The sequence below is a fragment of the Streptomyces sp. NBC_00539 genome, assembly GCF_036346105.1.
Taxonomy (GTDB): Bacteria; Actinomycetota; Actinomycetes; order Streptomycetales; family Streptomycetaceae; genus Streptomyces.
Genome location: NZ_CP107811.1, coordinates 4,098,763 through 4,112,764 on the forward strand (window position 1 = coordinate 4,098,763; position 14,002 = coordinate 4,112,764).

General features: G+C 71.5%; 13 protein-coding genes. 6 read left to right on the forward strand and 7 right to left on the reverse strand.

Annotated features, from left to right (window positions below):
* Window positions 1-8: 8 nt before the first annotated feature.
* The 6 genes from mscL to OG861_RS18530 form a co-directional block, all read right to left on the reverse strand.
* Window positions 9-611, reverse strand: coding sequence for a large conductance mechanosensitive channel protein MscL (gene mscL / locus OG861_RS18505; protein ID WP_329195935.1), 603 nt, complete (start codon window positions 609-611; stop codon window positions 9-11).
* Window positions 612-746: 135 nt separating this feature from the next.
* Window positions 747-1,346 (reverse strand): hypothetical protein, encoded by a 600-nt coding sequence (locus OG861_RS18510; RefSeq protein WP_443064464.1) that lies wholly within the window; start codon window positions 1,344-1,346, stop codon window positions 747-749.
* A gap of 147 nt (window positions 1,347-1,493) precedes the next feature.
* A complete protein-coding gene (locus tag OG861_RS18515) occupies window positions 1,494-2,327 on the reverse strand; it encodes an S-methyl-5'-thioadenosine phosphorylase (protein ID WP_329195931.1) in 834 nt (277 codons plus the stop codon).
* Window positions 2,328-2,404: 77 nt separating this feature from the next.
* Window positions 2,405-2,713 carry an FmdB family zinc ribbon protein gene (locus OG861_RS18520; RefSeq protein ID WP_329195929.1) on the reverse strand — a complete coding sequence of 103 codons (309 nt, stop codon included), beginning with the start codon at window positions 2,711-2,713 and terminating at the stop codon, window positions 2,405-2,407.
* Window positions 2,714-2,821: 108 nt separating this feature from the next.
* Window positions 2,822-4,120: an MFS transporter gene (locus tag OG861_RS18525; protein ID WP_329195928.1), complete on the reverse strand. Its 1,299-nt coding sequence runs from the start codon at window positions 4,118-4,120 to the stop codon at window positions 2,822-2,824.
* 427 nt (window positions 4,121-4,547) lie between these two features.
* Window positions 4,548-6,068 (reverse strand): potassium/proton antiporter, encoded by a 1,521-nt coding sequence (locus tag OG861_RS18530; RefSeq protein WP_329195927.1) that lies wholly within the window; start codon window positions 6,066-6,068, stop codon window positions 4,548-4,550.
* A gap of 213 nt (window positions 6,069-6,281) precedes the next feature.
* Here OG861_RS18530 and OG861_RS18535 point away from each other — a divergent pair, with 213 nt between their 5' ends.
* On the forward strand, window positions 6,282-9,146 hold the full coding sequence (locus OG861_RS18535; RefSeq protein WP_329195926.1) for a penicillin acylase family protein: 2,865 nt from the start codon (window positions 6,282-6,284) through the stop codon (window positions 9,144-9,146).
* A gap of 3 nt (window positions 9,147-9,149) precedes the next feature.
* Here the strand turns inward: OG861_RS18535 and OG861_RS18540 are convergent, their stop codons facing one another.
* Window positions 9,150-9,746, reverse strand: a complete 597-nt coding sequence (locus OG861_RS18540) for a 5-formyltetrahydrofolate cyclo-ligase (protein WP_329195925.1) — start codon at window positions 9,744-9,746, stop codon at window positions 9,150-9,152.
* 140 nt (window positions 9,747-9,886) lie between these two features.
* Here OG861_RS18540 and galU point away from each other — a divergent pair, with 140 nt between their 5' ends.
* The 5 genes from galU (at window position 9,887) to OG861_RS18565 (ending at window position 13,967) form a co-directional block, all read left to right on the forward strand.
* On the forward strand, window positions 9,887-10,789 hold the full coding sequence (galU, locus tag OG861_RS18545; protein ID WP_329195924.1) for a UTP--glucose-1-phosphate uridylyltransferase GalU: 903 nt from the start codon (window positions 9,887-9,889) through the stop codon (window positions 10,787-10,789).
* A gap of 4 nt (window positions 10,790-10,793) precedes the next feature.
* A complete protein-coding gene (glp, locus tag OG861_RS18550) occupies window positions 10,794-12,131 on the forward strand; it encodes a molybdotransferase-like divisome protein Glp (protein ID WP_329195922.1) in 1,338 nt (445 codons plus the stop codon).
* 74 nt (window positions 12,132-12,205) lie between these two features.
* Window positions 12,206-12,718 carry a cyclic pyranopterin monophosphate synthase MoaC gene (moaC, locus tag OG861_RS18555; RefSeq protein ID WP_329195920.1) on the forward strand — a complete coding sequence of 171 codons (513 nt, stop codon included), beginning with the start codon at window positions 12,206-12,208 and terminating at the stop codon, window positions 12,716-12,718.
* A 92-nt stretch (window positions 12,719-12,810) separates the two neighbouring features.
* A complete protein-coding gene (locus OG861_RS18560) occupies window positions 12,811-13,311 on the forward strand; it encodes a MogA/MoaB family molybdenum cofactor biosynthesis protein (RefSeq protein ID WP_329202261.1) in 501 nt (166 codons plus the stop codon).
* Window positions 13,312-13,328: 17 nt separating this feature from the next.
* Window positions 13,329-13,967, forward strand: coding sequence for a GNAT family N-acetyltransferase (locus tag OG861_RS18565; protein WP_329195919.1), 639 nt, complete (start codon window positions 13,329-13,331; stop codon window positions 13,965-13,967).
* The last annotated feature ends 35 nt before the right edge of the window (window positions 13,968-14,002 follow it).

Genomic DNA, 14,002 nt, shown 5'->3' on the forward strand with positions numbered 1-14,002 from the left:
GCCGGGGCTCAGACGGAGCCGTCGCGCCCCTGGCCGTAACCGGGTGCCTGGCCGTAGCCCGGTCCCTGTCCGTAACCCGGCGCCTGGCCGTAACCGGGCCCCTGTCCGTAACCCGGTCCCTGCGCCGCCTGGACCCCGGGGCCGCCGGCCTGGCCGGAGCCGGTGCGCTGGGCGACGAGGTTGTCGCGGATCTCCTTGAGGACCTCCAGCTCGGTGATCTCCATGGTCTCCTGCACGCCTTCCCGGGCCTTGCGCCTCTCCTCCATCCTGGCCAGGTACTTCGCCATCGGCAGCACCATCAGGAAGTAGACGACCGCCGCGGTGATCAGGAAGGTCAGCGTGGCGTTCAGCACCGAGCCCCACATGATGTTCACGCCGGTGGGGTCCCCCTTCGCGTCGACGCCGCACGGGGCCTTCAGGCAGGACGAGTAGACGTCCAGGTTCTTCGTGCCGAAGGCGCCCACCAGCGGACTGATGATCCCCTTCACCACGGAGTTCACGATGTTGGTGAACGCGGCGCCGATGACCACGGCCACCGCCAGGTCGACGACGTTGCCGCGCATCAGGAAGGCCTTGAAGCCCGCCAGGACGCTCTCGTTCTTCTTGCTCACGACTGAGCCTCATCTCGCATCTGCGGAACCATCTACGGAACACGGATCCAACGGTTGCGAAAACTACGGCAGCCGGGGCCCCGCCTGTCCAATCGAAGCCCTTCCGAAGACGGTGTGACAGGTCACCCGTCCGATTCAGCACAAGGTCACCGCCAGCCGTGACACGCTGCCGGCGCCGACGAGGGCCCGCGCGGTCTCCCGGGGGACGGACAGCACCACCAGGGCCCCGCCGTCGCCCGGCGTCCCCTCCGGCTCCGGCACCCGCGCGACCCGAGCCGCGGCAGCCACCACCCGGGGCGGCCCGGCGCGCTCCGCCGCCACCACGTCCACCCGGTCCCCGGGCCGCAGCAGCCGCACCGTCGCCGCGTCCGCGATGCGTACGGGGGCCGACACCATCCGCACCACCGTGGGCGGCGGTCCCGCCTCCGGCGGTCCGGCGCCCCGGGAGGCCCGCGCCTGTGTCCCGCCGACCGCCAGCGCGGCCGCGACGACGGCCAGCCCCGCCGCCCCGGCCCGCCTCCGACGTCGCACGGCGCGCCCGAGGCGGTCCCCGCCACGCCCCACCCGCAGCGGCGGGAAGAGCGGGACGGGGTGCGCGGGCAGGCCCGTGGGAGGCAGGCGCGTGAGAGGCAGGGCCCCGGGAGTCGGGCCCGTAGGAGAAGGGGGTGCCGTAGGAGAAGGGGATCCCGTAGGAGAAGGGGACGAGGAAAGCTGCGGGGAAAGGAACGCGGACATGCGGAACACCGCCCGGCTGTGGGTTCGGGGTCCGGACCCGGCGTCCGGACACCCCTCACGATCCGCCCCGGCGCCCGATCCCGCTCACGCCTGTGGACCGTCCCCAGGTTGTGGACAACCCCGTCACCCCCAGGGGTGAGTGCGGCGCTAGGGCAGCTCGATGCCCAGGTCCCAGCCGTCGTGCGCGTGCGTGCACAGGCAGTCCCGGGATTCCGTCGGCGGCAGGGCCGCGACCGCGTCGAACAGGACCTCGCGCAGCCGCCCGACGTTCTCGCCGAACACCCTCAGCACCTCGGTGTGGGAGACGCCCTCGCCCGTCTCGGCGCCCGCGTCCAGGTCCGTCACCAGAGCCATCGAGGTGTAGCAGAGGCCCAGCTCCCGCGCGAGGACCGCCTCCGGGTGCCCGGTCATACCGACCACCGACCACCCCATGGCCGCGTGGAAGAGCGATTCGGCGCGCGTCGAGAACCGGGGGCCCTCCACCACGACCATCGTGCCGCCGTCCACCGGCTCCCAGCCCCGCCCGCGCGCCGCGCCCATCGCCGCCGCCCGCCCGACCGGGCAGTAAGGGTCGGCGAAGGTGGTGTGCACGACGTTCGGGACGGATCCGTCCGGCAGCGGCTCCCCGTCGAAGAAGGTCTGCACGCGGGACTTCGTGCGGTCCACCAGCTGGTCCGGCACCAGCAGCGTGCCCGGCCCGTACTCGGCCCGCAGACCCCCCACCGCGCACGGCCCGAGCACCTGGCGCACGCCGACCGAGCGCAGCGCCCACAGGTTGGCCCGGTAGTTGATCTTGTGCGGCGGGACGGTGTGGCTGCGCCCGTGCCGCGGCAGGAACGCCACCGACCGGCCGGCCAGCTCACCCAGGTACAGGGAGTCGCTGGGGGGCCCGTAGGGGGTTTCCACCTGTATTTCGGAGACGTCCTCCAGGAAGGAGTAGAACCCCGAGCCGCCGATGACACCGATCTCTGCGTTCGCCATACGGTCACCCTAGCCGCGGACGCACACGGCCCCGCCGCCCAGGTGAGGGCGGCGGGGCCGGGCGGAAAGCGGACGGGTCAGGCGGCCGAGGTGGAGCTGCTGCTCGTGGTCGACGAGGACGACGTGGTCGAGGACGCGGCGGCCGGGGCGGCGGCGGTCGACGTCGTGGACGAAGCCGGCTTCGAAGCGGGCGTGCTGCTCGACGACGCACCACGGCTGTCGTTCCGGTAGAAACCGGAGCCCTTGAAGACGATGCCGACCGCGGAGAACACCTTCTTCAGGCGTCCGTCGCAGTTCGGGCACACGGTCAGTGCGTCATCGGTGAACTTCTGCACGGCCTCAAGGCCCTCACCGCACTCGGTGCACTGGTACTGGTAGGTCGGCACGAATTTCCTCCTGGCACTCTCACTCAATGAGTGCTAACGACGCTCCATGGTGACGTATTCCGGCGGAACAGTCCACCGATCTCGGCCGCGCGGTGACCGACACCACCCTCAGACGGTGCTGAGGTCCCGCTGCCGGCCCCGGTTCTCCCGGGCCTGCGGGGTCTCCGAAGAGCTGACGATCCGGCCGGCCGCCTTCGGCGCGAGCTTCGCCCGCAGGGAAAGCAGCGTGACCAGCGCCAGCGCGGTCGCGGCCGCCGGCACGAGGAACCCGTACGAGGACCCGTGCGCGTCCGTCAGGCGGCCGGCCACGATCACGGCGATGGCCTGCCCGAAGGCGACCGCACCGGTCAGCCAGGTGAAGGCCTCGGTGCGGGCGTTCGCCGGGATCAGCGCCTCGATCATCGTGTAGCCGGTGATCAGGGCCGGGGCGATGCACAGACCGACGAGCAGGCCGATGGCGGCGAGCAGGACCATCGAGTCGGCGGTCCACAGCAGCGACGCGGTGGCGGTCAGCCCGATGTAGCCGAGCAGCAGCCGGCGGCGCGGGCCGATCTTCCAGGCGATGGCGCCGCAGGCGATGCCGGCGAGCATGTTGCCCGCGGCGAAGACGCCGTACAGCAGGCCGTTCGCACCCGGGCTGCCCATCTCGCTGGAGAAGGCGGCCATCGAGACCTGCATGCCGCCGAAGACGGCGCCGATCCCGAGGAAGGCGACGATCAGGACGCGCAGACCCGGGAAGGACAGGGCCGAGGCGCGCTTGCCGCCGGTGGAGGTCTGCGCGTGCCCCTTGGGCTGGGTCGCGCGCTGGGCGGCGAAGAGCAGGCCGCCGAGCAGCGAGAGCGTGGCTTCGGTGATGAGCCCGGCCGAGGGGTGCAGGCCGGTGCACAGCGCGGTCGCGAGGACCGGGCCGACGACGAAGGTGAACTCGTCGGTGACGGACTCGAACGCGGCGGCGGTCGGCAGCAGCGGCGAGCCCTCCAGCTTGGCGGCCCAGCGGGCCCGGACCATCGGCCCGACCTGCGGCACCGAGGCGCCGGCCGGGATCGCGGCGGCGGCGAGGGCGAGGACGGGGGCGCCGAGCAGCGCGAGCGCGACCAGGGCGCTCACGGCGGCGGCGTGGAGGAGTACGACCGGCAGCAGGACGGCGCTCTGGCCGTGCTTGTCGGTCAGGTTGCCCATCAGGGGGGCGCACAGCGCCATGGAGATGCCGGTGACGGCGGAGACGATGCCGGCGTTGGCGTAGGAGCCGGTGGTGTGCTGGACGAGCAGCAGGATGCTGATGGTCAGCATGCCGAACGGCAGGCGGGCGGCGAAGCCCGGGAGCAGGAAGCCGAGGGCGCCGGGAGTGCGCAGGAGCTGTCCGTAGCCGGGGCGGGCGGACGAGTCGGTCGTGACCGCGGATGTCACGGCCTTGCCTTTCCGCTGCCTGGTAGAACTCCCCGTCTGCGGACGGTGCGGCACCTTGTGGGCGAGCCGCACCCGTACATGTGGGAGCCCCGAGAGCTGTCCTCTTGCGCAGAACCGAGTGATACCTGGGCGCCCACTGCGGGGGCCACGGCCGCTTTGCGGTCGCGCCAGCTCTGCGTCAGGCAGAGTTGGTTCGTTCTGGTGTGCCTTTATCGTACAGGCAGACCGTCGCTTACGCCCTGTGATTCCGACGACAATTTATGGGTTCACCTGCGATTAACTGGAAGTTCGCATTCCGCAAGCCGTCAAAGCAGGGCAGAAGTGCCCACCGGACCGCGAAATCACAGATTTAGAACGTCGCTCTAACGCTCCGAAGCCCCACCAAAGGCCCACCCGAGCCCCACCCGAGCCCCACCCGGGCCCCGCCTCAAGCCCCGTTCGAGCCCGTCCCCAGCCATCCCGCGAGCTTGCCGCCCCGCGCGACCGCCCGCAACCGTGCCTCCGCCGCGTCCCGTACCTGGTCCGTCGCCACCACCAGCAGCTCGTCCTGCCGACGCAGCACCGTCGACGGCGCCGGTACGAAGCTCTTCCCGTCCCGCACCACCAGCGTCACCGACGCCCCGGCCGGGAGCCGCAGCTCTCCGACCTCCACGCCGTGCATCCGCGAGGCCGGGGGTATGGCGAAGGACAGCAGGTGCCCGCGCAGCTTCTCCAGCGGAGCGGACTCGATGCCCAGGTCCGCCGCCTCGTCCGCGGCGCCGAGTTCGAGCTTGCGCGCCAGCCACGGCAGGGTCGGGCCCTGGACCAGGGTGTACACGACGACGAGGACGAAGACGATGTTGAAGACCCGGTCGCTGCCCTCGATGCCGGTCACCATCGGGATGGTGGCCAAGATGATGGGCACGGCGCCGCGGAGGCCCGCCCACGACATCAGGGCCTGCTCCTGCCACGGGATCCGGAAGGGCAGCAGGCTGACGAACACCTCCAGCGGCCGCGCCACCATCGTCAGCACCAGTCCGATGATCACCGCGGGCCAGAAGTCCTTGGCCAGCTCGTGCGGGGTCACCAGCAGGCCGAGCAGGACGAACATGCCGATCTGGGCGATCCAGCCGAGCCCGTCCGCGAACCCCCGGGTGGCGGGCCAGTGCGGCAGCTTCGCGTTGCCGAGGACCATCGCCGCCAGGTACACCGCGAGGAAGCCGGAGCCGTGCGCCATCGCGCCGGCGGCGTACGCGGTGATCGCGATGGCCATCACGGCGATCGGGTAGAGGCCCGAGGCGGGCAGCGCCACGTGCCGCAGGCCGTACGCGCCCAGGAAGCCCACCGTGAGGCCGATGGCGGTGCCGATGGCCAGTTCGAGGGCGATCTTGCCGATCAGGACGTACCAGTCGTCCACCGGTCCGACGGTCGCGAAGGACACCACCAGGATGACCACCGGGGCGTCGTTGAAGCCGGACTCCGCCTCCAGCACACCCGTCACGCGGGACGGCAGCGGCACCTTGCGCAGCACCGAGAAGACGGCCGCGGCGTCGGTCGAGGAGACGACCGCGCCGATCAGCAGGGCCTGGCGCCACTCCAGTCCGACCAGGTAGTGCGCCCCGGCCGCCGTGACCCCCACGCTGATCGCCACCCCGAGGAGGGAGAGCGTGATCGCCGCCGGCAGGGCCGGCCTGATCTGTTTCCACTTGGTGCCCAGACCGCCCTCGGCGAGGATCACGACGAGCGCGGCGTAGCCGATGACCTGGGTCAGTTCGGCGTTGTCGAAAACGACGTTGCCTATGCCGTCCTGGCCTATCGCTATGCCTATGCCGAGGTAGATGAGCAGGCTGGGCAGACCGCTGCGCGAGGAGACGCGTACCGCCGCTACCGCGACGAGCAGCACGAGCGAGCAGACCAGCAGGAGCTCATTGAGCAGGTGGACAGTCAGCGGGCGGCCCTTTCCCTCCATGTGCCCTGACGGATCGTTCCTCCGGAGGCACGTGACAAGTACTTCGTTACCTTACCTAATCTTTGACGGAGTCTTTACTCGACAACCACATTGTGAAACGTGCGCCCGCCCCTGTCCTACGGACCTCGACCCCTGGCGGATCATCGAGGGCGGTCCTGCGCCTATGGTGGCTTCCAGCAATCCCAGGACCACCCTGCCCCTCTAAGGACAGCGATGCCCGCCAACTCATCCGGCCCTTCCGTCAAGAAGAAGGGACGACGCGCACGTCTGATCGTGCTCGTCATGGTCCTGGCGCTCTTGGCGGGACTCGGCTACGGGGCGTACTGGAGCGTCGACGGCGTCCGTGCCTCCTATCCCCAGACCACCGGCTCCCTCAAGCTGCCCGGCCTGACCGCGGCCGTCGAGGTCAAACGCGACGAGCACGGGATCCCGCAGCTCTACGCGGACAACGACGAGGACCTCTTCCGCGCGCAGGGCTTCGTCCACGCGCAGGACCGCTTCTGGGAGATGGACGTCCGCCGCCACATGACCTCCGGGCGGCTCTCCGAGATGTTCGGCTCCGGCCAGGTCGAGACCGACGCCTTCCTGCGCACGCTGGGCTGGCGCCAGGTCGCGCAGAGCGAGTACGACACCAAGCTCTCACCGGAGACCAAGAAGTACCTCCAGGCGTACGCCGACGGGGTCAACGCCTACCTCAAGGGGAAGTCCGGCAAGGACCTCTCCGTGGAGCACGCGGCCCTCAAGCTGACCGGCGATTACACGCCGGAGCAGTGGACGCCGGTGGACTCGGTGGCCTGGCTCAAGGCGATGGCCTGGGACCTGCGCGGCAACATGCAGGACGAGATCGACCGTTCGCTGATGGCCGGCAAGCTCTCGCCGCAGCAGATCGACGACCTCTACCCGCCGTACCCCTTCGACCGGAACAAGCCGATCGTCGAGGGCGGCGCCGTCTCCGGGGGCAAGTACGTCCCCCAGGGCACGGCGTCCGCGGGCTCGACGGGCACGGGCAGCGGAACGGGCTCCACCGGAACCGGAACCGGAACCGGAACCGGCACGGGGACCGGCACCGGCTCCCAGGCCACCCCGAACGGCCAAATCACCACCGGCCTCGCCGACAACGCCTCCGCCCAGGGCGCGAGCGTCGGCCTGCGCACCCAGCTGTCCTCCCTCGCCAAGACCCTGGACGAGATCCCGGCCATCCTCGGCCCCAACGGCAGCGGCATCGGCTCGAACTCCTGGGTCGTGGCGGGCAAGTACACGACCACCGGCAAGCCGCTGCTCGCGAACGACCCGCACCTCGCGCCCCAGCTGCCCTCCGTCTGGTACCAGATGGGCCTGCACTGCCGCGCGGTCTCGCCCCAGTGCCAGTACGACGTGGCCGGCTTCACCTTCTCCGGCATGCCGGGCGTGGTCATCGGCCACAACGCCGACATCGCCTGGGGCATGACCAACCTCGGCGCCGACGTCACCGACCTCTACCTGGAGCAGATCAAGCCCGACGGCTACGTCTACGACAACAAGGTGGTCCCCTTCACGACCCGCGAGGAGGAGATCAAGGTCGCGGGCGGCAAGAGCAAGCGGATCACGGTCCGCACCACCAACAACGGCCCGCTGATCTCCGACCGCAGCGACGAGCTCGCCACCGTCGGCTCCCGCGCCCCGGTCAGCGGCTCCGCCCCCGACCGCGGCGACGGCTACGGCGTGGCCCTGCGGTGGACGGCGCTGGACCCGGGCAAGTCGATGGACGCCGTCTTCAAGCTCGACCGGGCCAAGGACTTCGCGGGCTTCCGCGCCGCCGCCCGCGACTTCGAGGTCCCGTCCCAGAACCTGATCTACGCCGACAACAAGGGCCCCAACGGCAACATCGGCTACCAGGCCCCGGGCCGCGTCCCGATCCGCGTCGGCGACGGCCGCATGCCGGCGCCCGGCTGGGACCCCAAGTACGCCTGGAAGGGCGGCAAGGACGGCACGAGCGGCTACGTCCCGCAGGACGAGATGCCGTACGAACTCAACCCGGCGCGCGGCTACATCGTGACGGCCAACCAGGCCGTCACCGAGAGCGGCACCGGCGCGGGCAAGTACCCGTACGTGCTGACCACCGACTGGGGCTACGGCGCCCGCAGCCAGCGGATCAACGACCTCATCGAGGCGAAGACCAAGGACAACGGCAAGATCTCCACCGATGACATGCGCACCATGCAGATGGACAACAGCAGCGAGATCGCCGCGCTGCTGACGCCGATGCTGGCCAAGATCCAGGTCTCCGACCCGGACGTGCGCTCGGCGCAGAAGCTGCTGGAGGACTGGAACTACACCCAGGAGCCCGACTCGGCGGCGGCCGCCTACTTCAACGCCGTTTGGCGCAACATCCTCAAGCGCGCCTTCGGCGACAAGATGCCGAGGGAACTGCGCGTCACCAACAGCTGCATGAACGTCCAGGACAGTGGCAACGGGCCCGCCGACGACCTCGCCGACATCGTCCGCGAGTGCGGTAGCCGCGGAGCCGACACGGCGCAGCCGGACGGCGGCGACCGCTGGTTCGAGGTGGTCCGCCGCCTGGTCAAGGACGAGAAGTCGGCGTGGTGGAAGTCGCCCGGCACCGTGCGGGAGAAGCCGACCACGACCCGCGACGAGCTGTTCGCCCGGGCCATGAAGGACGCCCGCTGGGAGCTGACCGCCAAGCTCGGCAAGGACCAGTCGACCTGGAGCTGGGGCCGGCTGCACCAGCTGACGCTCAAGAACCAGACGATCGGCACCGAGGGCCCCGGCTTCATGCGGTGGCTGCTGAACCGCGGACCGTGGAACCTGGGCGGCGGCGAGGCCACGGTCAACGCCACCGGCTGGAACGCCTCCAGCGGCTACGGCGTCACCTGGGTGCCGTCGATGCGGATGGTCGTCAACCTCAACGACCTCGACAAGTCCCGCTGGATCAACCTGACCGGCGCCTCGGGACACGCGTACAACTCCCACTACACCGACCAGACCACGATGTGGGCCAAGGGCGAGCTGCTGGACTGGCCGTTCGGCAAGGAGGCCGTGGACAAGGCCACGGCCGACACCCTGACGCTCAAGCCGTAGAGCTCAGAATCCTTCGAAGCGGACCACCCCCGACGGGGTGGCCACCGCCCGGACGGGGTGGTCGTGCGGTTCCTCCGGGACCCGCGCGACCACCTCTTCGTCGTAGAGGAGCACCACCAGCGCCGGATGCGCCCCGGCGCGCTCCAGCCGCTCCAGCACCCTGTCGTACGAGCCCCCGCCGCGTCCGAGCCGCATCCCGCGCGCATCGACGGCGAGTCCCGGCAGCAGGACGGCGTCCGCCCCGGTCACCGCGTCCGGGCCCAGCGGCGGCCCGGACGGCTCCAGCAGCGCCATCTTCCCCGCGTGCGCGGTGGCGGTGAGGCTGTCCGGGCCCTCGTACACCGCCCAGTCGAGGTCGTTGTCGGGCAGCAGCAGCGGCAGCAGGACCCGCTTCCCGGCCGCCCGGAGCGCGTCGAGCAGTTCGCGGGTGCCGGGTTCGGTGCCGACGGAGACGTACGCGGCGACCGTCGCCGCTCCGGCCAGTTCGGGCAGTCCCGAGGCGGAGCGGGCGAGCGCGCGGGCCGACGTACGGCGCGACTCGGCGGAGCGGGCGCGGCGGGCCGCGAGCAGCTCGCGGCGCAAGGCCGCCTTCTCGGCCACGCGGGCCGCCCTCCGGCCGGACGCGTCTGACTGGTTCCCTGCCACAGCTGGATCAGATTTCCTTCCGAAGCGGCACAGACCGGGAGCTTCTCCCCGGAATCTGACCTGGCGTTTCTGCGTAACCCACTATCGTTCTGCGCATGAATCAGTTGCACCCCGTGATCAAGAAGGCCGTCATCCCGGCCGCGGGCCTCGGCACTCGCTTCCTCCCGGCGACCAAGGCGACCCCGAAGGAAATGCTTCCGGTCGTGGACAAGCCCGCCATCCAATACGTGGTCGAAGAGGCCGTCTCGGCGGGGCTCGACGACGTACTCATGATCACAGGACGTAACAAGCGCGCCCTCGAAGACCACTTCGACCGCAATTACGAACTGGAGTCCGCCCTCATCGCCAAGGGCGACGACGACCGGCTCAAGAAGGTCCAGGAGTCGAGCGACCTGGCCACCATGCACTACGTCCGCCAGGGCGACCCGCGCGGCCTCGGCCACGCCGTGCTCTGCGCCGAGCCGCACGTCGGCGACGAGCCCTTCGCCGTCCTGCTCGGTGACGACCTGATCGACCCCCGCGACCCGCTGCTGCGCCAGATGGTCGACGTCCACGCCCGCACCGGCGGCACCGTCATCGCCCTGATGGAGGTCGACCCGGCGAACGTGCACCTCTACGGGTGCGCCGCCGTCGAGGCGACGGACGAGCCGGACGTCGTGCGGATCACCGGACTCGTCGAGAAGCCGGAGCCGGCTGACGCCCCCAGCAACTACGCGGTCATCGGACGCTATGTCCTCAACCCCGCGATCTTCGGCATACTGCGGGAGACCGAGCCGGGCCGCGGCAACGAGATCCAGCTGACCGACGCCCTGCAGAAGCTTGCCGCCGACGAGAGCGTGGGCGGCCCGGTGCACGGCGTGGTCTTCCGGGGCCGCCGCTACGACACCGGGGACCGCGGTGACTACCTGCGGGCCATCGTCCGACTCGCGTGCGAGCGGGAGGACCTGGGCCCCGAGTTCCGCACCTGGCTTCACCGTTACGTCACGGAGGAGATGTAGCACCTTGAGCAGCCCCGACGCACCGCAGGACACCGGCCCGCACCGTCTGTGGTCGGTGGACGAGCACCTCGCGGACGTCCTCGCCGCCGTCCGGCCGCTGGAGCCCATCGAGCTCCAGCTGCTCGACGCCCAGGGCTGCGTCCTGGTCGAGGACGTCACCGTGCCCGTCGCCCTGCCGCCCTTCGACAACAGCTCCATGGACGGCTACGCCGTCCGGGTGGCCGACGTCCAGGGGGCGAGCGAGGAGTTCCCCGCGGTGCTGACGGTGATCGGGGACGTCGCTGCGGGCAGCGGTGAACTGCCCACCGTGGGCCCCGGCCAGGCCGCCCGCATCATGACCGGCGCCCCGCTGCCGCCCGGCGCGGAGGCCGTCGTACCGGTCGAGTGGACCGACGGCGGCACGGGCGGCGGCGCGGCCTCCCAGATGACCCCGGCCAGCGCCGCACCCGAGGGCGCGGGCGGCGAGGTACGGGTGCACCGGCCGGCCGAGGCCCGGCAGCACGTCCGCTCGCGCGGCAGCGACGTACAGGCCGGTGACCTGGCGCTGGCAGCCGGTACGGTGCTCGGTCCGCCGCAGATCGCGCTGCTCGCCGCCATCGGACGGGGCAGCGTACGGGTCCGGCCGCGGCCCCGGGTGGTCGTCCTGTCCACCGGCAGCGAGCTGGTCCAGCCGGGGGAGGCCCTGGGCGCCGGGTCGATCTACGACTCCAACAGCTTCGCGCTGGCAGCGGCCGCGCGGGACGCCGGCGCCCTCGCCTACCGGGTCGGCGCCGTCGCGGACGACGCGGACACCCTGCGCGCGACCATCGAGGACCAGCTGGTCCGGGCCGACCTGCTGGTCACCACGGGCGGGGTCAGCGTCGGCGCGTACGACGTCGTCAAGGAGGCGCTGACGGCGGTCGCCACCGGCTCCGACGCGGTGGACGGCGCCGGGATCGACTTCCGCAAGCTGGCCATGCAGCCGGGCAAGCCGCAGGGCTTCGGCACCATCGGCCCCGACCACACCCCCCTGCTGGCGCTGCCGGGCAACCCGGTGTCGTCCTACGTCTCCTTCGAGCTGTTCGTCCGCCCCGCGATCCGGGCGCTGATGGGCCTGCCCGACGTCAGCCGTCCGGCCGTACGGGCCGTGCTCAAGGCGGACCGGGCCATCGGCTCCCCCGCCGGCCGCCGTCAGTTCCTGCGCGGCGCCTACGACGCGCAGAGCGGGACCGTCAGCCCGGTCGGCGGATCGGGGTCCCACCTGATCGCCGCCCTGGCGCACGCCGACTCGCTGATCGTGGTACCGGAGGACGTCACCACGGTGGAGCCGGGGGCCGAACTGGAAGTGGTCCTGCTCGGCTGAGGACCGGCCGGTGCGGGTAGCGTGTTGCACCACACAGGCCCCTCGCGGGCCCGGAGCGGGAGCGGCACGAACCTATGGCAGCGTTTTCCCGGGCGGAGACCCCCGGACCCCCTGAGCACAGCAGGCTGACGCACATCGACGAGGCCGGTGCGGCGCGGATGGTCGACGTCTCGGAGAAGGACGTCACCACCCGCACGGCCCGGGCCAGCGGGCGCGTCCTCGTCTCCCCCCGGGTGATCGAGCTGCTGCGGGGTGAGGGCGTGCCCAAGGGCGACGCCCTCGCCACCGCGCGGATCGCCGGGATCATGGGGGCGAAGAAGACCCCCGACCTGATCCCGCTCTGCCACCCGCTGGCCGTCTCCGGGGTGAAGGTCGACCTCGCGGTCGCCGACGACGCCGTGGAGATCTTGGCCACCGTCAAGACGACCGACCGCACCGGCGTGGAGATGGAGGCGCTGACCGCGGTCGCCGTCGCCGGGCTCACCGTGATCGACATGGTCAAGGCCGTCGACAAGGGCGCGGTCATCACGGACGTCCGGGTAGAGGAGAAGACCGGCGGCAAGTCCGGCGACTGGAGCCGCGCGTGAACGCCCCGCGCGGCGGCGAGGCGTTCAGCCACAGCCACCTCCCCCCCGCGCAGGGCCGGGCGTGGACGGCCGAGCCGGTCGCCGCGGAGCCGGTGCGCACCCCGCGCGCCCTGGTGGTCACCGCCTCGAACCGCGCCTCGGCGGGCGTGTACGCCGACAAGGGCGGCCCGCTGCTGGCGGAGGGGCTCGGCCGGCTCGGCTTCGCCGTGGACGGGCCGCGCGTGGTGCCGGACGGGGACCCCGTCGAGGAGGCGCTGCGCGAGGGCGTGGCCGCCGGGTACGACGTCATCCTGACCACCGGCGGTACCGGCATCTCGCCGACGGACCGCACCCCGGACGCCACCGCGCGGGTACTGGACTACGAGGTCCCCGGCATCCCGCAGGCCATCCGCGCCGAGGGCCTGGCGAAGGTACCGACGGCCGCGCTGTCCCGGGGCCTGGCGGGCGTGGCGGGCCACACCCTGATCGTGAACCTGCCCGGTTCGACGGGCGGGGTGCGCGACGGCCTCGCGGTGCTGGAGCGGATCCTGCTGCACGCCGTCGACCAGATCCGGGGCGGCGATCACCCCAGACCTTCCGGGAGCGCGAGCTGAACGGCCCTTCCTGGCCCGTGGTGCTGACGGACGGTGACGTCACGCTCAGGCCGATAAAGCTGCGGGACCAGCGCGCGTGGCGCGAGGTCAACCGCCGCAACCGGGACTGGCTGCGGCCGTGGGAGGCCACGATCCCGCCGCCCGCGCCGTGGGGGCCGGTCATCCACCGGCCGACGTACCGCCAGATGGTCCGTCACCTGCGGGCGGAGGCGAACGCGGGGCGGATGCTGCCGTTCGTCATCGAGTACCAGGGGCGGCTGGTCGGCCAGTTGACGGTCGCCGGGATCACCTGGGGGTCGATGTGCGCGGGTCACGTGGGCTACTGGGTGGACCGCGACGTCGCGGGGCGCGGGGTGATGCCGACGGCCGTCGCGCTCGCGGTGGACCACTGCTTCGCGAAGGTCGGACTGCACCGGATCGAGGTGTGCATCCGGCCGGAGAACGGTCCGAGCCGCCGGGTGGTGGAGAAGCTCGGGTTCCGCGAGGAGGGGCTGCGGCCGCGCTACCTCCACATCGATGGTGCCTGGCGGGACCACCTCGTCTTCGCGCTCACGGCGGAGGAGGTTCCCGAGGGGCTGTTGCACCGCTGGCACCGCAGGGCGGCGGCGCGCCACCGGGACGGACCTACGGGCCCGCGGGGCCTCCCCAATTCATAAAAATCGCAAAAGCGTTCGAATTCTTTCGGGTTCGT

What these genes read in the sequence shown, in the direction of transcription:
- OG861_RS18510 (WP_443064464.1), bottom strand. Translation starts at nt 1,346, where the DNA reads ATGTCCGCGTTCCTTTCCCCGCAGCTTTCCTCGTCCCCTTCTCCTACG.
- OG861_RS18515 (WP_329195931.1), bottom strand. Translation starts at nt 2,327, where the DNA reads ATGGCGAACGCAGAGATCGGTGTCATCGGCGGCTCGGGGTTCTACTCC.
- OG861_RS18530 (WP_329195927.1), bottom strand. Translation starts at nt 6,068, where the DNA reads ATGGAGGGAAAGGGCCGCCCGCTGACTGTCCACCTGCTCAATGAGCTC.
- OG861_RS18535 (WP_329195926.1), top strand. Translation starts at nt 6,282, where the DNA reads ATGCCCGCCAACTCATCCGGCCCTTCCGTCAAGAAGAAGGGACGACGC.
- galU (WP_329195924.1), top strand. Translation starts at nt 9,887, where the DNA reads ATGAATCAGTTGCACCCCGTGATCAAGAAGGCCGTCATCCCGGCCGCG.
- moaC (WP_329195920.1), top strand. Translation starts at nt 12,206, where the DNA reads ATGGCAGCGTTTTCCCGGGCGGAGACCCCCGGACCCCCTGAGCACAGC.